The organism is Streptomyces minutiscleroticus (assembly GCF_014650875.1).
Classification (GTDB): domain Bacteria; phylum Actinomycetota; class Actinomycetes; order Streptomycetales; family Streptomycetaceae; genus Streptomyces; species Streptomyces minutiscleroticus.
In genome coordinates, this window is record NZ_BMVU01000013.1 from 33507 (window position 1) to 58250 (window position 24744).

At 76.3% G+C, this 24744-nt stretch carries 20 protein-coding genes; 9 read left to right on the forward strand and 11 right to left on the reverse strand.

Annotated elements, in window-relative coordinates:
- The first annotated feature begins 87 nt into the window (after positions 1 to 87).
- Positions 88 to 825, forward strand: a complete 738-nt coding sequence (locus IE271_RS15610; protein WP_190190903.1) for a class I SAM-dependent methyltransferase — start codon at positions 88 to 90, stop codon at positions 823 to 825.
- A 197-nt stretch (positions 826 to 1022) separates the two neighbouring features.
- Here the strand turns inward: IE271_RS15610 and IE271_RS15615 are convergent, their stop codons facing one another.
- Positions 1023 to 3095 carry an ATP-binding protein gene (locus IE271_RS15615; RefSeq protein ID WP_190190904.1) on the reverse strand — a complete coding sequence of 691 codons (2073 nt, stop codon included), beginning with the start codon at positions 3093 to 3095 and terminating at the stop codon, positions 1023 to 1025.
- A gap of 206 nt (positions 3096 to 3301) precedes the next feature.
- On the opposite strand from IE271_RS15615, the gene IE271_RS15620 reads away from it, so the two are divergent.
- Positions 3302 to 4159: an MEDS domain-containing protein gene (locus IE271_RS15620; RefSeq protein ID WP_190190905.1), complete on the forward strand. Its 858-nt coding sequence runs from the start codon at positions 3302 to 3304 to the stop codon at positions 4157 to 4159.
- Positions 4159 to 5316, forward strand: a complete 1158-nt coding sequence (locus IE271_RS15625) for an anti-sigma factor RsbA family regulatory protein (protein ID WP_190190906.1) — start codon at positions 4159 to 4161, stop codon at positions 5314 to 5316. Before IE271_RS15620 ends, IE271_RS15625 begins: the two co-directional genes overlap by 1 nt.
- An 89-nt stretch (positions 5317 to 5405) precedes the next feature.
- Here the strand turns inward: IE271_RS15625 and IE271_RS15630 are convergent, their stop codons facing one another.
- Together IE271_RS15630 and IE271_RS15635 are read right to left on the reverse strand one after the other, a co-directional pair.
- Complete coding sequence (locus tag IE271_RS15630) at positions 5406 to 6542, reverse strand: serine hydrolase domain-containing protein (RefSeq protein WP_190190907.1); 1137 nt, start codon at positions 6540 to 6542, stop codon at positions 5406 to 5408.
- A gap of 530 nt (positions 6543 to 7072) precedes the next feature.
- Positions 7073 to 8038: an acetylxylan esterase gene (locus IE271_RS15635; RefSeq protein WP_190190908.1), complete on the reverse strand. Its 966-nt coding sequence runs from the start codon at positions 8036 to 8038 to the stop codon at positions 7073 to 7075.
- Positions 8039 to 8303: 265 nt separating this feature from the next.
- On the opposite strand from IE271_RS15635, the gene IE271_RS15640 reads away from it, so the two are divergent.
- Entirely contained in the window at positions 8304 to 10046 is a 1743-nt protein-coding gene (locus IE271_RS15640; RefSeq protein ID WP_190190909.1) for a sensor histidine kinase, read from the forward strand.
- A gap of 453 nt (positions 10047 to 10499) precedes the next feature.
- On the opposite strand, the gene IE271_RS15645 is transcribed toward IE271_RS15640, so the two are convergent.
- The 3 genes from IE271_RS15645 to IE271_RS15655 form a co-directional block, all read right to left on the reverse strand.
- Positions 10500 to 11216 carry a response regulator gene (locus tag IE271_RS15645; RefSeq protein ID WP_190190910.1) on the reverse strand — a complete coding sequence of 239 codons (717 nt, stop codon included), beginning with the start codon at positions 11214 to 11216 and terminating at the stop codon, positions 10500 to 10502.
- A 102-nt stretch (positions 11217 to 11318) separates the two neighbouring features.
- Positions 11319 to 11825, reverse strand: coding sequence for a cyclic nucleotide-binding domain-containing protein (locus IE271_RS15650; RefSeq protein ID WP_190190911.1), 507 nt, complete (start codon positions 11823 to 11825; stop codon positions 11319 to 11321).
- 283 nt (positions 11826 to 12108) lie between these two features.
- On the reverse strand, positions 12109 to 12693 hold the full coding sequence (locus IE271_RS15655; protein WP_190190912.1) for an Rv1733c family protein: 585 nt from the start codon (positions 12691 to 12693) through the stop codon (positions 12109 to 12111).
- Between the two features lie 230 nt (positions 12694 to 12923).
- On the opposite strand from IE271_RS15655, the gene IE271_RS15660 reads away from it, so the two are divergent.
- On the forward strand, positions 12924 to 15275 hold the full coding sequence (locus IE271_RS15660) for a phosphoketolase family protein (RefSeq protein WP_190190913.1): 2352 nt from the start codon (positions 12924 to 12926) through the stop codon (positions 15273 to 15275).
- A 33-nt stretch (positions 15276 to 15308) separates the two neighbouring features.
- A complete protein-coding gene (locus IE271_RS15665; RefSeq protein WP_190190914.1) occupies positions 15309 to 16202 on the forward strand; it encodes a universal stress protein in 894 nt (297 codons plus the stop codon).
- An 82-nt stretch (positions 16203 to 16284) separates the two neighbouring features.
- Here IE271_RS15665 and IE271_RS15670 read toward each other — a convergent pair whose 3' ends face one another.
- The gene (locus IE271_RS15670) at positions 16285 to 16755 is read right to left on the reverse strand and encodes a MarR family winged helix-turn-helix transcriptional regulator (RefSeq protein ID WP_229919362.1); all 471 of its coding nucleotides are present in this window, start codon (positions 16753 to 16755) and stop codon (positions 16285 to 16287) included.
- Positions 16756 to 17046: 291 nt separating this feature from the next.
- On the opposite strand from IE271_RS15670, the gene IE271_RS15675 reads away from it, so the two are divergent.
- From IE271_RS15675 to IE271_RS15685, 3 genes are all read left to right on the forward strand, one after another.
- Complete coding sequence (locus IE271_RS15675; RefSeq protein ID WP_190190915.1) at positions 17047 to 17853, forward strand: putative protein N(5)-glutamine methyltransferase; 807 nt, start codon at positions 17047 to 17049, stop codon at positions 17851 to 17853.
- 308 nt (positions 17854 to 18161) lie between these two features.
- Entirely contained in the window at positions 18162 to 20177 is a 2016-nt protein-coding gene (locus IE271_RS15680) for an NADPH-dependent 2,4-dienoyl-CoA reductase (RefSeq protein ID WP_190190916.1), read from the forward strand.
- Between the two features lie 87 nt (positions 20178 to 20264).
- Positions 20265 to 20882, forward strand: coding sequence for a PadR family transcriptional regulator (locus IE271_RS15685; RefSeq protein ID WP_190190917.1), 618 nt, complete (start codon positions 20265 to 20267; stop codon positions 20880 to 20882).
- Positions 20883 to 21101: 219 nt separating this feature from the next.
- On the opposite strand, the gene IE271_RS15690 is transcribed toward IE271_RS15685, so the two are convergent.
- From IE271_RS15690 to dhaL, 4 genes are all read right to left on the reverse strand, one after another.
- Positions 21102 to 21764, reverse strand: a complete 663-nt coding sequence (locus IE271_RS15690; RefSeq protein WP_190190918.1) for a hypothetical protein — start codon at positions 21762 to 21764, stop codon at positions 21102 to 21104.
- 280 nt (positions 21765 to 22044) lie between these two features.
- A complete protein-coding gene (locus IE271_RS15695; RefSeq protein ID WP_190190919.1) occupies positions 22045 to 23163 on the reverse strand; it encodes a fibronectin type III domain-containing protein in 1119 nt (372 codons plus the stop codon).
- A 423-nt stretch (positions 23164 to 23586) separates the two neighbouring features.
- Positions 23587 to 23970, reverse strand: coding sequence for a PTS-dependent dihydroxyacetone kinase phosphotransferase subunit DhaM (locus tag IE271_RS15700; RefSeq protein WP_229919372.1), 384 nt, complete (start codon positions 23968 to 23970; stop codon positions 23587 to 23589).
- Positions 23971 to 24100: 130 nt separating this feature from the next.
- Entirely contained in the window at positions 24101 to 24700 is a 600-nt protein-coding gene (dhaL, locus tag IE271_RS15705) for a dihydroxyacetone kinase subunit DhaL (RefSeq protein ID WP_190191009.1), read from the reverse strand.
- Positions 24701 to 24744 lie beyond the last annotated feature (44 nt).

A 24744-nucleotide genomic window follows, 5' to 3' on the forward strand; every position in this document is an offset into this window, starting at 1 on the left:
GTCCCCCTGCTCGAAGAGCCAGGGGGAGTGCCGTGCCGGGCGTCGTGCACCGGTGAACCTTTCCGGTCGCGGCACTAGGCTGCGGCGATGTTCACCGCGCAGGGCCCCACGTTCCGCGAACTCGCCGTCCAGGCGCTGTCGTCCGTCGAGCACGGCTACGACCTGCTCGCGCCCAAGTTCGACCACACGCCCTTCCGTACGCCGGACACGGTCCTGGACGCCGTCGCCGGCGCCCTCGGCCGGATCGGGCCGTTCGGGCGCGGACTCGACCTGTGCTGCGGCACCGGGGCGGGCCTGGACGTCCTGCGAGCGGTCTGCCGGGAGCAGGCGGTCGGCGTCGACTTCAGCACCGCCATGTTGGCCGTCGGCCGCGAGCGCGCGCGGCCGGGCGGGCCGCCGGCGCACTGGGTGCGCGCCGACGCCCGGCGGCTGCCGTTCGGGCCGGTCTTCGACCTCGTGGTCAGCTTCGGCGCGTTCGGGCACTTCCTGCCGCGCGAGCTGCCGGGGCTGTTCGCGCAGGTGCACGGGGTGCTGCGGCCCGGCGGCCGGTTCGCCTTCCCGCTGACGGCGCCCGCCCGGCCCGGCTCCGGGGGCTACTGGGCCATGCTCGGCTTCGACGCGGCCATGCGGGTGCGCAACGCGCTGTGGCGGCCGCCGTTCGTCATGTACTACCGGCCGTTCCGGCTCGGCACCGTCCGCGCGGAACTGGAGCGGGTCGGCTTCGCGGTGCAGCTGCACGCGCTGGAGGAGTTCGGACGCCGCGACGACGGCAGCCCGCGCTGCCGGATGGTGGTGGCCACCCGCGAGGACACCCCCGCCCGCTGAGCCACATCCGCCCCGCGGCCGGGTCCGTCCCGTGGCCGGGTCCGTCCCACGGCCGCATCCACTTCACGGCCGGGCCTGTCCCACGGCCCGGCCCGCCCCACGGATGCGTTCGCCTTGCAGCCGGGGCCGTCCCGCGGCCCGGTCCGGTTCGCTGCCGGGCCGGGAGGACGGCCCCGCCCGGAGCGCCGGCTCCCGTCTCACGCCTTCGCGTCGGACGGGTCCTCGCCCAGGGCCAGGCGCAGTGCGGCCTCCTCGTCCAGGGAGTGGCCCTCCTCGACCAGTTGCGTGAACACGGCGTCACCGAGGGCCGCGCGCAGCAGGCGGCCGTACTCCCTGCGGAAGACGGTCTCCTCCGGAGCGCCCAGGCGGGGCAGGCCCGCCGTGTGCCACAGGCGTCCGCCCACCCCCAGCAGCCGCGCGGCGAGCACGGGGTCGCCGCGCGCCGCCTGCGTGACGACCAGCAGGTCGCACACGGCCGCGACGCCCAGCCGGTCGTGCACGCGCCACTTGGCGGACAGCGCCTCGCACACGGAGTGCAGCGCCTCGTCCGGCCGGGCGAGGCCGATCTCCGACAGGGCCACGAAGAAGTCGCCCCAGGCCCGCATCCACAGCTCACCGCGTTTCGCGCAGTCCGCCCGCAGCTTCTCCGCCACGGTCGCGCACCGCTCGAACGCCCCCTGCCCCGCCATCACGTACGCCTGCAGCGCCAGGGCGAGCAGCTGGTAGAACTCGGCGCCGCCGCCGCCCCCGGGCCCCTGCGAGCCGGGCCCGTAGAGCAGCGCGGACCGCGCGGACTCGCCGCGCACCGCGAGGCTCGCCCCGGTCAGCGGCAGCGCGGGCACCGGAAGCCCGCGCTCCTGCGCCAGCCACACGTACGCCGCGCTCACCGACTCCGCCGCCTCCAGGTCCTCCGGCACGACGGTGACCAGCCGGTGCGCCCACACGGCGAGGCTGTACTCGGGGCCGGTGCCGCTCGCCCGGCACAGCGCCCGCTCCAGATAGCCGCGGCCCTCCTCGGCGAAGCCGCAGGCGAACCAGAAGTACCAGAGGCTGCCGGCGAGTTCGAGGCCGCTCTCCGGGTCCTCGGAGGCCAGGCACTCCTCCAGGGCGACCCGCAGGTTGGCGTGCTCGGCGGTGAGCCGCTCCGCCCACACGCGCTGGCCGGGACCGAGCCACTCGGCCTCGCCCTGCCGGGCGGTCCACCGGTAGTAGTCGCGGTGGCGGCGGCGCACCGTCCCCTCCTCGCCGAGGGCCGCCAGCCACTCGGCGCCGAAGGAGCGGACCGTGTCGAGCATGCGGTAGCGCACCGCCGCCCCCTCGCCCTCGCGCGTCACGATCGACTTGTCGGTCAGCGAGGCGAGCAGCGCCATGATCTCCTCGGCGTCCACCGGGCCGCCGTGGCACACGAACTCGGCGGCCTCCACGTCCCAGCCGCCCGCGAAGACCGACAGGCGCGCCCACAGCAGGCGCTCCAGCGGTGTGCACAGCTCGTGGCTCCAGCCGATCGCCGTCCGCAGGGTCTGATGGCGGACCAGCAGTGGGCGGGCGGGGGAGACGAGCAGGTCGAAGCGGGAGTCCAGGCCTTCGAGGAGCCGGTGCAGCGGAAAGCCGCGCAGCCGCACCGCGGCCAGCTCCAGGGCCAGCGGAATGCCGTCGAGGCGGGCGCAGACCGCGGCCACGCCCGCCCGGTTGTCGTCGGTCAGCTCGAACGAGGGCACGGCCGCGGCGGCGCGCGCCGCGAACAGCGCGACCGCGTCGTCCCGTTCGCCCAGCGGCAGCGGCGCCACCGCCATCAGGTGCTCCCCGGCCACGCCGAGCGGTTGCCTGCTGGTGGCCAGTACGTGCAGCTCGGGCACGTTGGCCAGCAGCTCCTGCACGACGCGCGCGCACTCGTCGAGGACGTGCTCGCAGGTGTCCAGGACCAGCAGCACGGGACCGCCGGCGAGGTGCTCGCAGACCGCCTCCAGAAGCGGGCGCAGCGTCTGCTCCACCAGCCGCGTCGCCTGCGCCACGGCGTTCGTGAGCAGGTCGGGGTTCTTCAGCTCCGACAGCTCCACCAGCCATACCCCGGCGGGGAACAGGCCGCGTTCGGCGTGGGCGGCGCGCAGCGCGAGCCGTGACTTGCCGACGCCCGCGGGACCCGTGAGCGTGACGAGCCGGCAGTCGCGCAACAGGCCGGAGAGCGCGGCCAGTTCGGTCTGCCGGCCGACGAACGCGTTGGCCTCGGCGGGGAGGTTCCCGACCCTGCCGTCACGTACCGAGGGAGCCATCGTTCCCCCTTCTGCCCGGACCGCTGGCGGTCACCCTAGCCCCCTGTCCGTCGGTGCCCGAGCCTTGCGGGCGGTGCGGAAATCGGACAGGAGCCCTCACGCGCGACCCGCTTCGGGCGTAGCTTGGAGAGGACCCGGCACACCGAGCGGCGACCTTGGGAGGTGCGGGGATGGAAACCGCGCCCGCATTGCGAGCGGTGGGGCAGATGAGGCCAGGAGACCATCTGTTCCTCGGATACGACAGCGACGAGGAGCGCGACACCGTCCTGTCCGCGTTCCTGCTGGACGGGCTGGCCAGCGGTCACCGCGGGTTCGTGCTCACGCCGGTGGAGATGCCTGCGGGCCTGGCCCTGACCTTCCTCGAGGCGCACGGCTGCGACATCGAGGACGAGATCGCCGCCGGGCGCCTGGTGGTCGACGCGCACCTGGCCACTCCCGAGGGACTGTGGGACCTGGACGAGGTGATCCGCCGGGAGGCCCGCCGCGCGGTCGGCGACGGCTTCCTCGGCCTGCGCGTCAGCATGGAGATCCTGCGCGTGCGGGCGGGCGGCGACCTGAAGTCGCTGCACGACAGCGAACTGCTGCTCGACCCCGTCTTCGCCTCCCTGCCCGTGCTCGGCATCTGCCAGTACGACCGGCGGGTCTTCGACGAGGGCGAGCTCGCCCCGCTCGACGGGCTGCACCACGGGCGGGTCGCGGCCGACTCCGTCTGGCAGGACGAGCTGCTGTCCATCACCCGCACCTTCGCCCCGCCCGGCCTGGCCCTGGCCGGCGAGGTCGACGACACCAACGTCACCGCCATGGCCCGGGCCCTGCACGAGGAGACGGCCCGCGCCCGGGCCCGCGCGGCCGACGCCGCGCGCGCCCGGCTCGACCTGCGCGAACTGCGCTTCATCGACGTGGGCGCGCTGCGGCTGCTGGTGTTCTCGGCCCTCGGCCTGTACGCGTCGGGCGGCACGCTCGTCCTGCACGGCGTCGCCCCCTACCTCCAGCGGCTGATGCGCGTCGCGGGCTGGGACCGGGTCCCGGGACTGCGCATGGAGACGGCGGCGGGAGGAGCCTGATGACCCGTACCGGGTTCGTGCACCAGGCCCTGTGCTTCGGTTCGGACGCCGAGTTCCTCGACGGGGCCCGCCCCTTCGTCGACGACGGGCTCGCCGCGGGCGACGCCGTCCTCGCCGTCGTCCGCCCCGGCACCGCCCGGCTGCTGCGGGAGGCGCTCGGCGGCCGGGCGCGGGAGGTGGAGTTCGCCGACGCCGGTGACTGGTACGGCGCCCCGTCGCGCACCCTCGGCCAGTACCACGCCTACTGCGGCCGCCACGGCACGGACGCGGTGGGCGCGCCGCGCCGCGTGCGGATCGTCGGCGAGCCGGTCTGGGAGGGCCGCACCGCCTTCGAGACCGGCGAGTGGACGCGCTACGAGTCGCTGCTGAACGTCGCCTTCGCCGACTCGGGCCACTGGATCCTGTGCCCCTACGACGCACGGACGACGCCCGAAGGCGTCATGCGCACGGCGGGACGTACGCACCCCGAACTCGTCGCCGGCCCGCGGACGCCGGCCGCCGGCACCGAGTACACCGACCCGGCGGAGTTCGCCGCGGAGTGCGACCTGTCCTGGCCCGCCGGACTGCCCGGCGGCGGTGAGGACCTGTCCTTCTCCCACGGCCGGACGTCCGCCGTGCGCCGCGTCCTCACCACGTACGCCGGACAGCTCGGCCTGTCCGGCCGGCGGACGCAGGACATGGTGGCGGCGGTGCACGAGGCGGTGAGCAACGCCCTGCGGTTCGGCGGCGGCCAGGGGGTGCTGCGCCTGCGCGACGACGACACGTACGTGGTCTGCGAGATCGCCGACGCGGGGACGGCGAGCGCCGCCGGGACCGCCCCGTTCCCCGGCCACCTGCCGCCCGGCGTGCGGGACGTCAGCGGCCACGGCATGTGGGTGGCGCGGCAGTTGAGCGACCTGGCCACCGAGAGGCTGGGGCCGACCGGGTCGGTGGTCCGCCTGTACTTCCGGCGCGACCCGGCGGCGAGCGGCGGGGACGGGCCGGAGCGCGACGGCCGCGCGGACCGGGCGGGCGGGACCGCGGCGGGGCGCCCGGCCGGCTCCGGGGACCGGTTCGACCCGGGGGACCCGGGCGTACCGGCCGGTCCGGGGAGCCGGGCGGACCGCGCCGATCAGGACGGCGGAGGAGACCAGGGGGCCGCGCTGCTGGACCGCTGAGAGGCCGCGGGCGCCCGTGCGCCCGCGGCGTTCCGCGTGCCCGGCGCGGCCGGGGCGCCCGCCGCGCCGGTGCCGCCCCGGCCCCTCCGTCACAACACGCTGTAGAGGGCGTCGACCAGCGCCGTCTTGCGCGGGTCGTCGACGATGTGCTGCCCCATGCGGTTCATCACGTACCCCAGGGAGACGCCCGCCTCCGGGTCGGCCAGTCCGCAGGAGCCGCCGGCGCCGTCGTGCCCGAAGGCGCGGGGATTGGGCCCGTAGGAGCCGGCGGCCCCGCTCAGCCACACGCCGAGCGCCACCTCCGTCTCCCGCCCGAGGCCCGCGCCGAGGACCAGGTCCAGGGAGCTGCCCTGCCCCTCCCGCACCCGCTCGGCCGCCTCGGGCGACAGCACCCGGTGCCCGCCGTACGCGCCCCGCCCGGCGAAGATCCCGTACAGTGCCGCCACCGCGCGCGCCGTGCCGTGGCCGTTGGCGGCCGGGATCTCCGCGGCCCGCCACGCCGGGCTGTTCGCCGCGGCCGCGCCCGTCGGGGGGTTGGCCAGCGCCGCCACGAACAGGGGCGACAGCTCGCCGGGGGCCGCCGCGGGCCGCTGCTGCACCAGTTCCGCGGCCCGTCCCGCCTCCGCCTCCGGCAGCCCGACCGTGAAGTCGATCCCCAGCGGACCCGTCACCTCGCGCTCCAGGAACGCGCCCGGCAGCAGCCCCGACACCCGCCGCACCACCTCGCCCACCAGGAAGCCGTACGTCAGCGCGTGGTAGCCGGACCGCGTCCCCGGCTCCCACCACGGCTCCTCCGCCGCGAGCCGCCCGGTGACCTCGTCCCAGTCGTAGAACTGCTCCAGCGAGAGCGGTTCGCGCAGTCCGGCCAGGCCCGCCCGGTGCGACAGCAGGTGCCGTACGAGCACGGCCCCCTTGCCCGCCGCGGCGAACTCCGGCCAGTACGCGGCCACGGGCGCGTCGAGGTCCAGCAGGCCCCGGTCGGCCAGGACGTGCGCGCACAGGGCCGTCGGGCCCTTGGTCGTCGACCAGACGTTGACCAGCGTGTCCCGCTCCCAGGGCCGGGTGCGCGCCGCGTCCGCCCAGCCGCCCCACAGGTCGACCACCGTCCGGCCGTCCAGCGTGACGGAGACCGCCGCGCCCAGCTCGTCCCGGTCGCGGAAGTTCTCCTCGAACGCGGTGCGCACCGCCGCGAACCGTTCCTCGCAGTGCCCCTGCACCTGGACCATGAAGCCTCCGTCGTCGCCCGCCGAGAAGCCGGGCGCCCGTGCGGAACGGCCCGGCCTCCCCGAACGTACCGACCGGTCGGACCGGATGGAAGGAGGGGAGGGGGAGGAAAGGGCGGCGCGAGGGCACGGAGGGGCCGGGGCGTGCCCGTCGTCGACGTCCGTGATCCGTCCGGCCGTCATCGTGCGCTCTCCCCGCCGTCACCCAAGGCCCCTACGCTGCGCCTTGGTCGGCGGATGAGACAGGGGAGGCGCGGGGACGGGCGAGGGCTCCGGTGCGCGCGGGAACCGCGGAGCCGCCGGCGGACCCGGCGTACGGGACCGGCACCGGCACCGCCCCCACGCGGGAGGAGGCGCGGCAGCGCGTCCCCCTCCCCGCCGGCAGGCACGCCGGCGTGGTGTCGGCCGACCGGTGCCCGCCGCCCGGGGTCCCGTCCTCGGCCGTGCCCCGGGGCGTGGCGGGCCGACCCGCCCCGGGGTCCCGGCCGTGCGCACCGCCACCGGCCGGGGCCCCGGGCGCGCGGACCGCCCGCTCACAGGCGCGCGGCCAGCCAGCGCAGCTTCACCGCCTCCTGGTGCGGTCCGCCGCCCTCGTGGTCGTTGAAGTCGTACACCTCGATCGCCTTGTCCTCGCCGGCCCAGGCGTTGAACGCCGCGAACACCGTCGACGGCGGGCACGTCTGGTCCTCCAGCGCCGTGGAGAACAGGGCGGGCGCCCGGCCGCGCGCGGCGAAGTGCACCCCGTCGAAGTACGCCAGCGTCCGCATGACCCGCTCGGTGCGGCCGCGGTGCGTCTTCAGATAGTCGCCGATCTCCCGGTACGGCGGGCGGTCGGTGAGCGTCGTGGCGCGCGGGTAGTCGCACAGGAACGGCACGTCGGGCGCGACCGCGGCCAGGTCGGGGACCAGCCCGCCGACCGCGACGGCGATGCCGCCGCCCTGGCTGGTCCCGCTGACGGCCGTGCGCGCGGCGTCGACCAGCGGGTGCGCGCGGGCCGCCTCCACGGCCCGCACCCCGTCGGTGAACAGCCGCCGGTAGTAGTAGCTCTCGGGGTCCTCGACGCCCCGCGTCATGAACCCCGGGTACGCGGGCGCGCTGCCCACCGGGTCGGGGGTGTCGCCGCCGCCCCACGCGCTGCCCTGGCCCCGGGTGTCCATCACGAAGTGGGCGCGGCCCGTCGACGCCCACAGCAGGTGGGTGTGCGGCAGGCCGCGGCCGCCGCCGTAGCCGACGAACTCCACGACCGCCGGCAGCGGCCGGGCCGTGCCCGCGGGCAGCACCAGCCAGCCCTTGACCGGGTGCCCGCCGAAGCCCGCGAAGGTCACGTCGAACACCTCGACCGTCGACAGGCCCGTCTCCACCGGCTCGAACCGCGCGTCCAGGTCGTGCGCGCGCGCCTCCTGGAGCGTCTTGGCCCAGAACGCGTCGAAGTCCTCGGGCTCGACGGAGTCGCTGCGGCGGTTCCTGAGCTGGTCGAGGGGCAGGTCGAACAGGGCCATGACGGACCGCCTTCGGGTGCGGGACTGCGGGTGATCACACCGTACGGCGGTGGTCCGGCGGGCCGCCAGATCGCGTCCGGCCGCCGGGTACGGGGCACCGCGGACGGCAGTGTCCGGACGGTGCGTCCTGGTGCGCGCGGGGCGGGAGCAGCACCGGAACCACCGCCGCCGGAGTCGCGACGGGCCGCTGCCACGGACCCCGCGAACGGATACGGTGAGGAGTCGAGTGCGGACGCTCCGCAGGCGTTCGCGGGTGGAGGACCGCATGGGTGGGGACGGGCGCACGCGCGCGGAACAGGTGCCGAAACTGCGACTCGACGAGCTGCTGGAGGAGCTCCAGGGGCGCATCGAGGCGGTGCGCGGCACCCGCGACCGGCTGCAGGGCCTCCTGGAGGCCGTCCTCGCGGTGGGCGGCGAGCTGGACCTGGCCCAGGTGCTGCGCCGGATCGTCGAGGCCGCGACCGTCCTCGTCGACGCCGAGTACGGCGCGCTGGGCGTCATCGGGCAGCAGCGGCGGCTCGACCAGTTCGTGCCCGTGGGCATCGGCGAGGGGACGCGGGCCCTGATCGGCGACCTGCCGTCCGGACACGGACTGCTCGGCGAGCTGATCCGCAACCCCGAGGCGCTGCGGCTGCCCGAACTGTCCGCCCACCCGGCCTCGTCGGGCTTCCCCGCGCACCACCCGCCGATGCACACCTTCCTCGGCGTGCCCATCCGGGTGCGCGACAGCGTCTTCGGCAACCTCTACCTGACCGAGAAACGCGGCGGAGGGGAGTTCGACCCCGAGGACGAGGCCGTGCTCGCCGCCCTCGCCGTCGCGGCCGGGGTCGCCATCGAGAACGCCCGGCTGTACGAGCAGGTCCGGCTGCGGGAGCGGTGGCTGGAGGCCGGCGCCGAGGTGACCAGCGGACTGCTGTCGGGGGTGCCCGAGGCGGACGTGCTGGAGGTGATGCTGGAGCGGGCGCGTGAGATCACCGCGGCCGACCTCGGCGTCATCCACCTGGTCGGCGAGGACACGAACCGGCTGCGCGGCGCGCTGGCGACCGGCCACCGCGCCGATCGGCACCTCGACCTCGAACTGCCCGTGGAGGGCACCCTCGCGGGCGCCGCCCTGATCGCCGGCACCCTCGTCTCCACGGCCGACGTGCGCAAGGACCCCCGCGTCTCCTACGGTCCGGACCGGTGGGACGGCCTCGGCCCCGCCGTGGCCGTGCCCCTGGGCACCGGCGACGGCCTGCGCAGCGTCCTTCTGCTGGCGCGCGGCGCGGGCCGCCCGCCCTTCACGGACGTCGACACCATCCCGCTCCTGGGCTTCGCCGGGCAGGCGGGCGTCGCCATGGAACTGGCGGAGCGGCGGCGCGACGCCGAGCAGATGAGCCTGCTGGAGGACCGCGACCGCATCGCCCGCGACCTGCACGACCTGGCCATCCAGCGGCTGTTCGCGACCGGCATGACGCTGCAGAGCACCCAGCGGTTCGTGCAGCACCCGCAGGCGGCCGAACGGCTGGGCCGGGCCGTCGACGACCTCGACACCACCATCAAGATCATCAGGTCCACCATCTTCGGGCTGCGCGTCCACGACAACCCCGCCACCGGACTGCGCGGCAGCGTGGTGCGCACCTTGGAGGAGGCGGCGGCCGTGCTGGGCTTCACCCCGGCGCTGCGCATGGAGGGGCTGCTCGACGTCGACGTGCCGCCGGACGTCGCCGCGGACGCCGTGACCGTGGTGGGGGAGGCGCTCACCAACGTGGCCCGGCACGCCGGGGCCGCCACCGCGGAGGTGACGGTCGCCGCGCGGGACGGCCGGCTCACGCTCACCGTCACCGACGACGGCCGCGGCATGCCGGCCGCCGGGGGCCGCCGCAGCGGCCTGCGCAACTGCGCCGAGCGCGCCGCCCGTCTGGGCGGCGTCCTGACGGTGGGCCCCGCCGAGGGCGCGGGCACACGGCTGGAGTGGTGGGTGCCGCTGGACCAGGGGACGGGGGGACCGTCCTCCGGCGGGGCGTAGCCGCACGACCCGGCGGGGCACGACCGTACGACACGGCGGGGCACGACCGTACGACACGGCGGGGCACGACCGTACGACACGGCGGGGCGGGATGCGCGGTGTTGTGCGACGGGCGGACGCCCGGCGTTCGCGGCGCGGCCTGCCGCCTTGCCGTACTACGACCCACCGCCCCGCGACGCGACCCGGCCCACCGGCTCGGCGCCCCGCGGCCCGGTCCGGAGTTCCGCGGCTCGGATGGCGGCTGCCCGGCCCGACGGCCTCACGGTCCGGATGCCAGACGCCCGGCCCGGCGCTCCGCGGCTCGGGCGGGAGTGGCCCGGCCCGGCGTTTCGCGGCTCGGGCGGGAGTGGCCCGGCCCGGCGTTTCGCGGCTCGGGCGGGAGTGGCCCGGCCCGGCGTTTCGCGGTCGGCCCGACGGTCTCATGGTCGGCCCGACGGTCCCACGGTCCGGGGGTCAGACGCCCGGCCGGTGCGTCGAGGGAGGCAGTTGCGCGGCGATCACCGCCGCCTGGATGCGGCGTTCCACGCCCAGCTTCGACAGCAGACGCGAGATGCCGTTCTTCACGGTCTTCTCGGAGAGGTAGAGCCGCTTGCCGATCTGACGGTTGGTCAGTCCCTCGCCGATCAGCACCAGGAGCTCCCGCTCCCGCTCCGACAGGCCCGCGAGGCGCGCGTCCTCGGGTGCCTGCGCCGCGCTGTCCGGACCGCGCAGCGTGCTCATCAGCCGCGCCGTGGTCGCGGGGTCGAGCATCGACTGGCCGGAGGCGACCGTGCGGACCGCCGACACCAGGTCGGACCCCTTGATCTGCTTCAGGACGTACCCCGACGCCCCGGCCATGATCGCGTCCAGCAGGGCGTCGTCGTCGTCGAACGACGTCAGCATCAGACAGGCCAGCCGCGGCATCCGGGACCGCAGTTCGCGGCAGACGCTGATCCCGTCGCCGTCCGGCAGTCGTACGTCGAGGACGGCCACGTCCGGGCGCAGCGCCGGCCCCCGCGCCAGCGCCTGCTCGCCGGTCGCCGCCTCCCCGACCACCTCCATGTCGGGCTCGGCGTCCAGCAGGTCGTGCAGTCCCCGGCGGACCACCTCGTGGTCGTCGAGCAGGAACACCCGGACGGCGCCGCCGGTACCGCCGGGCGCGGGTACGGACGCGGGAACAGCTTCGGGCATCGTCAAGACCCCCTGGGACTCGGCGGGTTCCCGGTCGATCCTGGCGCACGGGCGGCCGGCGCCGACAGGGCCGAACGGCCCCTTCGGCGCCCGCGGCACCGCTCACCTCCCCGCGGCACCGCCGCCGCAGGGCGCGTACGCGTCGAGCAGGCGCGAGCGCGCGGCGTGCAGCCGGCGGGCGAGCACCTGCCCGGCCCACCGACCGACCGCCGTGCCGAGGTCCGGGTCCGACCGGCACAGCAGCCGTACGGCCGGCCCGTCGAACCGGTGCGCGCGCACGGGGCCCAGCGCCACCGCGCCCGGCTGCCACGAGGCGGGCGGGAACAGCCAGGACCAGCCGACGAGTTCGCCGGGCCCCAGGGTCGCGACGACCGCGGGCGGGCGGCCCGGCATCCGCATGTCGAGGGCGACGGTCCCGCTGCGGACGACCCAGAAGCGGTCGGCGCGCCCGTCCTCCGCACAGATCCGCGCGCCCGGCGGGAACGACACGTCGTGCGCCAGCCGCAGCAGCCTGCGGCGGTGCTCCTCGGTCAGCGTCCGCGCCGCCCCCGGTGCCGCCGGTGCCGTCGGCGTCGTCCGTGCGGCCGTCCCGTTCGTCGTCGCGGTCATGCCGGTCCCTTTTCCCGAGGATCCCCGCCGTGCCGTTCCAGCATCCGCGGCCGGTGGCGCGGAGCGGCAGGGGCCGACCGGCCCCCGTCCGGGACCGGACCGACCGCTTCCGCCGATGCATGAGCACCGCTCCGGTTCCACCGGCCCGGCCGGTGCGCCCCACGCCCCGCCACTCGCGGCTCTCCGGTGCCGCACGGGCCGCGGGGTGTGCGCCGCCGTCGCGGTGGGCGGCAGACGCGCCGCCGTCACGACGGCCGGGGCGCGTGCGCCGTGGGCAGGTCCGTCAGGGCGTGAGCCGGCGCCACTCGGGCCCCGTGCGCGCCCACGCGCGCTCCCACTCCTGGAGCCGCCTCCGGCCGGCGGCCCGGCGCACCACGGTGTACGCGACGACCACGGCCGACGCGAACCCGGCCGCGGTGCACACGCCGGCCGACAGCGTCCGGTGCAGGACCGCGGTCCCGGTCACGGGCGGGGCGGTGATCCGGCCCGCCGCGTCCAGCCACACCGCGGTGGTGTCCCCGCGCCGCGTCCCCGCGGCGACCGGCGTCTCGCCCGTGTGCCGCACCCCGTCCCCGTCCGTCCAGCGCACCCGGACCGGATAGGCGGCCTGCCGGCCGTGCTGCGTCGTGGGCAGCGCGGCGGGTGCGTTCTCGGCCACTTCGACACGCACCCGCTCGCGCTCGGCCCGCTGCCGCTCGGCCGTCGCACGCGCCGCGTCGTGCGCCCACCAGCCGGCCGCGAGACCGGCCAGCGGCGCGCCGAACACCAGCAGCAGGACGACGCAGAGCACCGTCCACGCCTCCACCACGTCACAGCGTCTCCGCAGCGTGTTGGGGCGCCACCGCCACCCCCGCACCGGCCTCCCCACGGCCCCGTCTCCTCCGCCCCGCCGTCCTGCTCCCACGTGCCCACCCCCACCGTCGTACTCGGACGCCCCTGCCGCAGGGGGCCGAACGGACCCCGGCCCGGGGCCGGTGCGCCTCTCCCCGCGGGCGTCCGGGAGATGCGAGCGTGGCGTGAACGAGACCCCTCGCACGACTGAACCGCGCCCCTCGTGGAACCCGCGTCCCATCCCCCGTACCCCCGACTGGAGAACCCATGGCGAAGGACCGCGTGGCAGCTCTCGACGCGCACTGGCGCGCCGCCAACTACCTGGCCGTCGGCCAGATCTACCTCATGGCGAACCCACTGCTCACCGAGCCCCTGAGGCCCGAGCACATCAAGCCGCGGCTCCTCGGCCACTGGGGCACCTCGCCCGGCCTGAACCTGGTGCACACCCACCTCAACCGCGTCGTGCGCGAGCGCGACCGGAACACCATCTGCATCTGGGGACCGGGCCACGGAGGCCCCGCCGTGCTCGCCAACTCCTGGCTCGAGGGCAGCTACTCGGAGATCTACCCCGACGTCTCCCGGGACGCGGCGGGCATGGAACGGCTGTTCCGGCAGTTCTCCTTCCCCGGCGGTGTGCCCAGCCACGTGGCGCCCGAGACCCCGGGCTCGATCCACGAGGGCGGTGAACTGGGCTACTCCCTGGCGCACGCCTACGGCGCCGCCCTGGACAACCCCGACCTGCTGGTCGCGTGCGTGATCGGCGACGGCGAGGCGGAGACGGGCCCGCTGGCCGGGTCCTGGCACTCCAACAAGTTCCTCGACCCCGTCCACGACGGCGCGGTCCTGCCGGTCCTGCACCTCAACGGCTACAAGATCGCCAACCCGGCCGTGCTGTCCCGGCTCCCGCGCGAGGAGCTGGACGAGCTGCTGCGCGGCTACGGGCACGAGCCGCTGCACGTGGAGGGGGACGACCCGCTGCGGGTGCACGAGGAGCTCGCCCGGACGATGGACCTCGCCCTGGACCGCATCGACCGGTACCAGCAGGAGGCGCGCCGCGCGGGCAGGGCGGGCGAGCGGCCCCGCTGGCCCGTGATCGTGCTGCGCACCCCCAAGGGCTGGACCGGCCCCGCCGCGGTCGACGGCGACCCCGTGGAGAACACCTGGCGCTCCCACCAGGTCCCCCTCTCGGGGGTCCGGGACAACCCCGAGCACCTGCGGCAGCTGGAGGAGTGGCTGCGCTCGTACCGGCCCGAGGAGCTGTTCGACGCCGACGGCCGGCCCACCGGAGCGGTCCTGGAGTGCGTGCCCGAGGGGGACCGGCGCCTCGGCGCGAACCCGCACGCCAACGGCGGACGGCTGCTGCGCTCCCTGCCCCTGCCGAAGCTGGAGGAGTTCGCCGTCGACGTCGACAAGCCGGGCACGAACCTGCACGAGCCGACCAAGGTGCTCGGCGGGATGCTCGCCCGGATCATGGCCGACACCGCGGACCGGCGCGACTTCCGCGTGGTCGGCCCCGACGAGACGGAGTCCAACCGCCTCGGCGCGCTGTACTCGGCGACGGGCAAGGCATGGCAGGCCGACGTCCTGCCCACCGACATCAACCTGGCGCACGACGGCCGGGTGATGGAGGTGCTCTCCGAGCACCTGTGCGAGGGCTGGCTGGAGGGCTACCTGCTCACCGGGCGGCACGGGCTGTTCTCCTCGTACGAGGCGTTCGCGCACATCGTGGACTCGATGGTCAGCCAGCACATCAAGTGGCTGCGCATCTCGCGCGAACTGTCCTGGCGGGCCCCCATCGCCTCGCTCAACTACCTGCTGACCTCGCACGTGTGGCGCCAGGACCACAACGGCTTCTCCCACCAGGACCCCGGCTTCGTCGACCACGTCCTGAACAAGAGCCCCGAGGTGGTCCGCGTCTACCTGCCGCCGGACGCCAACACCCTGCTGTCGGTGGCCGACCACGCCCTGCGCAGCCGGGACTACGTCAACGTGATCGTCGCGGGCAAGCAGCCCTGCTTCGACTGGCTGACCATGGAGCAGGCGCGCGCCCACTGCGCCCGCGGCGCCGGGATCTGGGAGTGGGCGGGCACGGACACCGGCCGCGAGCCCGACGTGGTGCTGGCCTGCGCGGGCGACGTGCCCACCCAGGAGGTCCTCGCCGCCGCGGCCCTGCTCCGCACCCACCTGCCCGACCTGGCCGTACGGGTCGTCAACGTCGTGGACATGACGCGGCTGCTGCCCCACGGAGAGCACCCGCACGGCATGACGGACCGCGAGTACGACGCCCTGTTCACCTCCGACAAGCCGGTGATCTTCGCGTACCACGGCTACCCGTGGCTGATCCACCGGCTGGCCTACCGCCGCACCGGCCACCGCGACCTGCACGTGCGCGGCTACAAGGAGTCGGGCACCACCACGACCCCGTTCGACATGGTCGTCCTCAACGACCTGGACCGCTACCGGCTGGTCATGGACGTCATCGACCGCGTGCCCGGGCTCGCCGTGCGCGCGGCGGGGGTCCGGCAGGCCATGACCGACGTCCGCACCCGGCACCACGCCTGGATCCGCGAGCACGGCACCGACCTGCCGGAGGTCGCCGAGTGGACGTGGCCGGGCTGAACCGACCCCGAAGCGTCTGGGAGGCGCGAAGCCATGAACGACGTCAGGACCATCACCGCCGGCATCGACGGTTCCGCGGCGAGCCTCGACGCGGCCGACTGGGCGGCCCGCGAGGCGGACCGCCGCCGCCTCGCCCTGCGGCTGCTGTACGCGGGAGGGGAACCGCCGCCGCCGGTCCGCGTGCCGGACGTCGACCTCCCGGCCGGGCCCGCCCGCACGGTGCTCGGCCGGGCGGCGGTCCAGCTCGCGTACGCGCACCCGGCCCTCGACATCCTCGCCCGCAGGACCGGACCGCCGGCGGTGCCCGCGCTGCTCGACGCGGCCCGGGAGAGCGAGGCGCTGGTCCTCGGCTCGCGGGTGCGCAACGCCGTCACGGGCTTCCTGACCGGCTCGGTCGTGCTCGGCGTCGCCGCCCGCGCCGAGCGCCCCGTCGTCCTGGTGCGCTCCGGCGAGCTGCCGCAGGACGAGCGGGTGCCGGTCGGTCCGCGGGTCCCCCCGTACGCGGCGCCGTACCGCCCGGTGGTGCTCGGTCTGGACCTCGACCGGCCGGCCGAGCAGCTGACCGGCTACGCCTTCGACGCGGCGGCCGTCCGCGCGGCGCCGCTGCGGGTCCTGCACGCGAGGACGCCCGCCCCGCCCGCCGGGCTGCCGCGCGCGGCCCGGGCGCCCGGCGGCACCGCGACGCGGGAGGCGCCGTCCGGTGCGCTGGGCGGTGTGCTGCAGCCGTGGCGCCACAAGTTCCCCGACACGGAGGTGGACGGGCGGGTGCTGGACGGCCATCCGGTGCACCACCTGCTGCGGGCGGCGGCCCGCGCGAGCCTGCTCGTCATCGGCCGTCGGCTGTCCGCGGGGCCGGGTCTCGGCCCGGTGGCGCGCTCGCTGATCCGCCACGCCGCCTGCCCGGTCGTGGTGGTGCCGCACGAATGAGCCGCCCGGAGAGGACCTGGACCGCCTACCGGGTCGGCCGGGGTGCGCGCGGCCCGGCCCGGTCGGCGCCCCGGCCCGCCCTTCAGTCCGTACGGCCGTCCCGCGCCGCGGCCGCCGCGTTGTAGCGCACCAGGTACTCCGCGAAGCGCGCGAGGTCGTCCGCGGACCAGTCCGCCAGGCGCGCCCGGAACGCCTCCCGGCGGCGCTCGGTGACGCGGGCGAGGGCCGCGGTGCCGGCCGGGGTCAGGTGGAGCAGCTGCCCGCGGTTGTCGTCCGGGTCGGCGCGCCGCTCGACGAGACCGGCCCGCTCCAGGGCGGTGACCTGGCGGCTCACCGTGGACTTGTCCAGGGCGTAGTGCACGGCCAGGTCGGTGGCCCGGCAGCCGCCGCTCTCCTCCAGGTGCCCCAGCAGGGTGTACGAGACCAGGGACAGCTCGGGGTGCATGCGCCCCGCCGAGGCCCGGGCGCGCCGGGCGAAGGACGTCAGCTCGTGGTGAATGGTCTCCAGCGCCACCTCGTCGGCGGTCCCGTCCGATCCCTCGACTGCCTTCACGGGACCTCCCTCGCACTACTCGTTGCATAGTACAAGCGGCCGTCGTCCGGCGGTGGTGCCCGGCCGGGCGTGCGGTGCCGGTCCCGGACGACGGGGCGATCATGTAATGTTTCCGCGCGCGGCTGCACGCCGCGTCCGGACCTGCCTGGGAGGTGAGACCCATCACCGCTGTGTCAGCTCGGGTGCTCTCCTCGCGAGGTCCCACCCGCGCCGGGCGACCGCTTCGGGGTTCCGTCGGCGCCGGATGACCGCGAGAGCGCCCTTCGGTCCACCGAAAGGCTCCCGGTTCCCATGTCCTCCGCCTCTCCCTCGCCTTCCTCCCCGGCGCCGTCCTCGTACACCTCCGTCGTCGCCGCCCTGCGCTCCGCGGGCTGCGTCTTCGCCGAGGACGAGGCGCGGCTGATCCTCTCCACCGCCCGCACCCCCGCCGAGACCGCCGCCATGGTGGAGCGCCGCACCGCCGGGCTGCCGCTCGAGCAGGTCCTGGGCTGGGCCGATTTCCGCGGCCTGCGCATCGCCGTCGAGCCGGGCGTCTTCGTGCCCCGCCGCCGCACCGAGTTCCTGGTCGACCGGGCCGTCGCCGCCGCCGGGACCGCCGCCGTCGTGGTGGACCTGTGCTGCGGCTCGGGCGCGGTCGGCGCGGCGCTCGCGGCGGCCTTCCCCGGCGCCGAGCTGCACGCCGCCGACATCGACCCGGCCGCGGTGCGCTGCGCCCGCCGCAACGTGGCCCCCTACGGCGGCCGCGTCCACGAGGGCGACCTCTTCGCCGCCCTGCCCGGCGCGCTGCGCGGCCGCGTCGACGTCCTGGCCGCGAACGTGCCGTACGTCCCCACCGCCGAGGTCGGCCTGCTGCCGCCGGAGGCCCGCGACCACGAACCGCTCGTGGCGCTCGACGGCGGCGACGACGGGCTCGACGTCCTGCGACGGGTGAGCGCGGAGGCGGTCCGGTGGCTCGCCCCCGGCGGTCACCTCCTCGTCGAGACCGGCGAGCGCCAGGCGCCCGCCGCCCTCGACGCCTTCGCCCGCGGCGGCCTGGCCGCGCGCCTGGAGGTGTCCGAGGAGCTGTACGCGCACGTCGTCGTGGGCACGCGGCCGTAAGGACGCGGAGGGCGCGGAGGAAACGGAGGGCGCGGAGGACGCGGAGGACGCGGAGGACGCGGAGGAAACGGAGGGCGCGGAGGGGTGGACGGCGGGCCGGTCGCCGACCGGCCCGCCGCCCTTCCGCCCGGGACGGCTCCGCGACTTGCCCGGGGTAGCCCCCGGCCTGCTCGGGGTGGCCCTTCACCTGCCCGGGGCGGCTTCGGGACCTGTTTTGCAACTAGTTGCACAATCGGCGGCCCGTCGTCTACAACAGTGCGGACGACACCGCGTGAACGGCGCGGACGACATCGCGCACGGAGGGGCCGATGAGCCGATACCCGCACCTGCTGCAACCGCTCGACCTCGGCTTCACCACGCTGCCCAACCGCGTGGTCATGGGCTCCATGCACGTCGGCCTGGAGGAGGCCGAGCACGGCTTCGCGCGTATGGCGGAGTTCTACGCGGCGCGGGCGCGCGGCGGCGCCGGGCTCATCGTCACCGGGGGCATCGCCCCGAACGAGGCCGGCCGGCCCGCGCCCGGCGGCGCCAAGATGACCACCGAGGAGGAGGCCCGCGCGCACGAGGCCGTGACCGCGGCCGTGCACCGCGAGGGCGGCCGGATCGCGATGCAGATCCTGCACTTCGGGCGGTACGCCTCCCACCCGGACCTCGTCGCGCCGAGCGCGCTGCGGGCGCCCGTCAGCCCCTACGTGCCGCGCGCCCTCACCGGCGACGAGGTCGAGCGGACGGTCGAGGACTACGTCCGCGCCGCGCGCCTGGCCCGGCTCGCGGGCTACGACGGCGTCGAGATCATGGGCTCCGAGGGCTATCTGGTCAACGAGTTCGTCGCCGCCGCGACCAACCGGCGCGAGGACCGCTGGGGCGGCCCGTACGAGAACCGGATGCGCTTCCCCGTCGAGATCGTCCGACGGGTGCGCGAGGCGGTCGGCGAGGACTTCATCGTCGTCTACCGGCTGTCGATGCTGGACCTGGTGCCCGGCGGCTCCTCCCTCGACGAGGTGATCACGCTCGCCCGGGCCGTCGAGGCCGCCGGGGCGACCCTGATCAACACCGGCATCGGCTGGCACGAGGCCCGCATCCCCACCATCGCGACCCAGGTGCCGCGCGGCGCGTTCGCCTGGGTGACCGAGAAGGTCATGGGCGCCGTCTCCGTCCCGCTGGTCACCGCCAACCGCGTCAACACCCCCGAACTCGCCGAGCGACTGCTCAGCGAGGGGTACGCCGACCTGGTGTCCCTGGCCCGCCCGATGCTCGCCGACCCCGACTTCGTGGCCAAGGCGGCGGACGGCCGGGCCGAGGAGATCAACACCTGTATCGGCTGCAATCAGGCATGCCTCGACCACACATTCAGCGGCAAGGTCACGTCCTGCCTGGTCAACCCGCGCGCCTGCCACGAGACCGAACTCGTCCTCGCGCCGGTGCGGACGCGCAGGCGGATCGCCGTCGTGGGCGCGGGGCCCGCCGGTCTGGCCTGCGCGGTCTCCGCAGCCGAACGCGGCCACGACGTCACCCTCTTCGAGGCCGCGGGCGAGATCGGCGGCCAGCTGAACGTGGCCCGCAGGGTGCCCGGCAAGCAGGAGTTCGACGAGACGCTGCGCTACTTCCGCGTCCAGCTGGCCCGGCACGGCGTGGACGTACGGCTGGGCACGCACGTCACCGCCGCCCGCCTCGCCGGGTACGACGAGGTCGTCGTCGCCACCGGCGTCACCCCGCGCACGCCCGCGATCCCCGGCGTCGACCACCCCAGCGTCCTCGGCTACCTCGACGTCCTGCGCGACGCCGCGCCCGTCGGCGAGCGGGTCGCGGTCCTCGGGGCGGGCGGCATCGGCTTCGACGTGGCCGCGTTCCTGACGGACGGCGGCGACAAGGCGCACGAGCACCCGCCGACGTACTTCCGGCGCTGGGGCGTGGACATGGACTACCGGACGCCCGGCGGCCTCACCGCGCCCGAGCGGCCCGCCCCGCCGCGCTCGGTCCACCTGCTCCAGCGCAGGGCGTCGAAGGTCGGCGCCGGGCTCGGCAGGACCACGGGCTGGATCCACCGCACGGAGCTGAGGCACCGCGGCGTGACCATGCTCGCGGGCGTGCGCTACGACCGCATCGACGACGCCGGGCTGCACCTCACCGTCGACGGCGCCGCCAGGGTCCTCCCCGTCGACACCGTCGTGCTGTGCACCGGCCAGGAGCCGCGGCGCGAACTGTACGAGGAACTGCGCGCCGCCGGCCGCGAGGCGCATCTGATCGGCGGCGCGGACGTGGCCGCCGAGCTCGACGCCAAGCGCGCGATCAAGCAGGGCACGGAGCTGGCCGCGGCGCTCTAGGCGCGGTGCGCGGGCTGGTGGTGCGTATGGAATGCGCAGGTGGGCGGGGAGAGGGGCCCCGGGCGGCCGCCTCCCTAGGATGAGCGCATGTCACTCCCGCACGCGATCCTGACGGCCCTGCTGGAGAAGCCGTCGTCGGGCCTCGAACTGACCCGCCGCTTCGACCGCTCGATCGGCTACTTCTGGTCGGCGACGCACCAGCAGATCTATCGCGAGCTGGGGAGGCTGGAGGCCGAGGGCCACATCCGGGCACTGCCCGCGGAGCAGCCGGCCCGCGGCCAGAGGAAGAGCTACGAGGTGCTGCCCGCGGGCCGTGCCGAACTCGCCCGCTGGACCGCCGCGCCGCAGGACCCGCGCCCCCACCGCGACCCGCTGCTGCTGCGGCTGCGGGCGTCGGCCGTGGTCGGCACGGCGGGCCTGCGGGAGGACCTGCTCCGCCACCTCGACCTGCACCGGCGTCAGTTGGCGGAGTACGAGGAGATCCGGCGGCGCGACTTCCCGCCCGGCAGGGACGCGCCCGAGGACCGGCTGCGCCACCTGGTCCTGCGGGCGGGGATCGATCTGGAGACGTTCTGGACGCAGTGGCTGGACCGCGCGCTCGCCGAGTTCGACGAGATGGGGGAGGCGCAGGTGACGGACGGGGCCGGCCGGGCGGACGGGGCGGGGGACACGTCCGCGCGCGCACCGGAGGACTCCGCTTCCTGAGGCGGACCGGGAGCCCGAGTCCTCCGGTGCGACGCGGTGCGGTGCGACGCGGTGCGGTGCGACGCGGTGCGGTGCGGCGTGTGCGGTGCGACATGGTGCGGTACGGCGTGGTGCGGTGCGACATGGTGCGGCGCGGTGCGGTGTATGCGGTACGGCGCGGTGCGGCGTATGCGGTACGGCGTGGCGCGGTGCGGTGCGGTGCGGCGTGGACGTGCGGCGTCAGCCCCGCTTCGTCCGGACCCGGCGGCTCAGGCACCAGACCGAGCCGGCCAGTCCCGCCGTGACCAGTGCGCCGCCCGCGACGGTGGTGAACGTGCCGCGGTCCCGGGTCCCGCCGCCCAGGCCGCCCATGACACCGCGCGTGACGGACGGCGAGGGCGACACCGGCACCGAGGCGGACGGCGACGGAGGCACCGACGCGGAAGCGGACGACGAGGGGGACGCCGACGCGGACGCGGACGTGGACCCGGAGGGCGAGGGGGAGGGTGAGGCGGAGGGGGGCGGGGAGGACGTCGACGAGGTGGTGGGGGAGGTGTCCTGGGAGACGGTGATCGACTGGGTGCCCGCCGTCGTGCCGTTCGAGCAGACCACCGCGACGGTGTAGGTGCCCGATCCCACCCCCGACCACGAGGCGCTCTGGGTGCTGCCGGTGGTCAGCGGCGTCCGGCGGCCCTGCGCGAAGGTGGTCTGGCCGGTGGAGAGCAGCGCGGCGTCGCCGCCTCCGCCGCACGCGGTGGTGTTCGCCTGGACCGTGGAACTGCTGAAGGTCACGGTGATGCCCGGCCCCGCCGCGGCGGCCTGGCCGGCGGCCGGGGCCAGCGGCAGCGCGGCGGCCGCCGTCGCGGTCAGGCCGGAGCGGACGAGTATCCGATGGATGCGCATGGGTCTTCCCTCCGGCGGCACGGTCGGCGGGGCATCCCATGCTCCGCCGCGGGTCGGGAACGCCCGTGCTGCCTCCACCGCGAGCCAACGCGGCACGGCCCCGCTCCGCACCCGGACCGCGGCCGGGCAGGTGACGGAACCCGTCGTCCGGCGCACGCCCGACGGCCCGTCATCGGGTGCGGGCGCGCGACCGGACGACGGGGCGGCACACGCGGTGGCGTGGTGACGCGGGGAGGCAGGGAGGCGGGCCGCCCGGGGCGCGTCCCGGGGCGCGCCCGGCTCAGCCCGTGCCGCCGTTCGTCCCGGCGCCCTTCCCGGTCGTCACGGTGCGCTCCGGCGAGAACCCGCCCCAGGTCCCGTCGGGCAGCCTGGCCCTGATCCGCACCCGGTGCCCGGCCCCGGCCCCGCGCCCCACGTAGAAGCTGTACTCGGCCCTGTCGCGCGGTGCGGTGCCGCCGTAGACGACGGAGGTGACCGGCCGCCCGTCCAGGTGCACCTGGTACTCGGTGACGACGCCGTCGGTGTCCGGCGGGACCCAGGACAGGTCGAGGTAGTACGCCCCGTCCGCGCGGTGCGTCGTGGCGCGGAAGCGGGTGGGGGCGGTGCCCCGGCCGTCGTCGGGGCCCGCGGCGGTGGTCAGCCGGACGGCTTCGCTCGGGGCCGAGACGTTGTCCGCCGCGTCGCGGGCCCGCACGGTGAACGTGTACCGGGTGCCCGGCCGCAGCCCCGTCACCACGGTCGCCGTCTGCCCGCCGCCCACACTGTGGATCTTCGTGTCGCCCTGGTGGACGTCGTACGACACCACGCCGCGGTCGTCCGTGGAGGGCTGCCAGGACAGCCGGACGGCCCGGCCGCCCGCGGCCTCGCCGCTCGGGTCGCCGGGGCGGCTCGGGGCCCGGCGGTCGGCGGCGCCGGCGGCGTGCGTGGTGGCCCGCACCTCGTCGCTGCGGGGCCCCGCGGTCCCGTCGGCGCCGCGGGCCCGGACGGTGAAGACGTACGCCGTCGAGGGCTTCAGCCCGGTGACGTCCACCATGTGCTCGGCGCCCGGCACCTCCTCGACCTTGGTGGTGCCGCGGTACACCTCGTACGTCGCGACCCTCGGCTCCGCGGCGGCGCGGTTCCACATGACGTGCACGGTGGTGGCGCTGCCCGCGGCGGCGGTGACGCCCCTGGGCGCCGCGGGCGGCCGGGCGGTCGCGGCGGCGTCCCGCCCGGCCGGGCCGCAGGACGCCGTCAGCAGCAGCGCGCCGCCGAGCAGCACGGCCCGGAGCAGTGGTACGGCCCGGAGCGGCGCGCCGCCGCGCGGCGCGGCACGGCGGGGCACGCCGCCGCGCGGTACGCCCTCGTGCGGTGCGGCCCGGTGCGGCCCGGCGGGCGAGGAAGCGGGAACGCGTCGCATGGCCTGACCCTCCCCTTCGTGAATGGTCCGGACCAATATGGCGCCGCTGACGTGCTCCCAACAAGAGGGCGGTCCCGTCGGCGGGACGGGCGCACGGTTCGCGAACCACCCGCCGGGTTACGTATGCTGAGCTTCTTCCCGGCTGAACTCGGCATCCTTACTGGGGAGTTCACGCCGACGGCGCGGACCGCTGTCGTCGCTCGTCCCGCGCCGACGAGGGCGGCCGGGTGGCCGCGGGCGACAGTCCCGCGGCCACCCGGCCCCGCCGCCCCCGGTCGCCCGCTCCGCACGCGGGCCCGCCCGGGACCCGCGTACGTGGGCGGATGCTCGGGATCCGCACACGTGGGCGGGCCCGCCCGTGGCCTGCCGTACGCGGCCGAGCCCGCCGTTCCCCGTGCCTGCCGGCAGGCGCGGGTCCGCGGCTCACACCTTCCGGTAGGTGTACGCCTGCGCGGCCGCCGCCTCCACCGCGGCGAGGTCGCCGCCCGCCGACGCCGTGACCACCGCGGCGACCGCGCCCTCGACGAACGGCGCGTCCACCAGACGGGTGTCCCCGGGGAGGTCGCCGCCCTCCGCCAGCAGGGCCTTCACCGTGAGGACCGCGCTGCCCAGGTCGGCGAGGACGGCGACGCCCGCGCCGCGGTCCACGGCCGCGGCCGCCGCCGCGATCAGTTCGGAGCTGGTGCCGAGGCCGCCGTCCGCGGTCCCGCCGGCCGGGGCCACGGGGGCGGTGGCGCCCCCGCCCGCGGCGAGTCCCGCCGCCAGCTCCGCCACCGAGGCGGCCACCGCGGCGCTGTGCGAGACCAGTACGACGCCGACCGTCCTGTCGTCCGTGCGGTCCGCCCCGTCCGGCCCGCCCGCTCCGGCCGTCGCGTCCCTCCCCTGCGTCGTCCCGTCCCTCCCGTACACCGTCCCCTTCCTCCCGTGTGCCGTCCCGTCACTCACCGGCCGCCTCCGCGAGCGCCGCGACCAGCAGGGCCGACGAGGCGGCGCCGGGGTCCTGGTGCCCGACGCTCCGCTCGCCCAGGTAGCTCGCCCGGCCCTTGCGGGCCCGCAGCGGCGTGGTGGCGAGGGCGCCCTCCTCGGCGGCCGAGCGGGCCGCGGCGAAGGAGGTGCCGAGCGCGTCCACGGCCGGTACCAGCGCGTCGACCATCGTCTTGTCCCCGGGCGCGGCGCCGCCGAGCTGCCGCACCGCGTCCACCCCCGCGCGCAGCGCGTCCGCGAGCTCCTGCCGGGAGACCGCCGCCGCGTCACCGAGCGCCTTGCCGGCGCGGCGCAGCAGGGTTCCGTACAGCGGTCCCGAGGCGCCGCCGACCGTCGAGATCAGGTGCCGTCCGGCGAGCGCCAGGACGGCGCCGGGCGTGTCCGGCGGCTCCTTCTCCAGTTCGGACGCCACGGCGGTGAAGCCGCGCCGCAGGTTGCTCCCGTGGTCGGCGTCGCCGATGGCCGAGTCGAGGGCGGTGAGCCGGTCCGCCTCGCGGTCCACGGAGGCGGCGGCCGCCGTCATCCAGCGGCGCAGGAAACCGGCGTCGAGCAGGCCGGGGCCGGACGGATCGGGGTCGGGCAGGTCGAGGTCGGGCA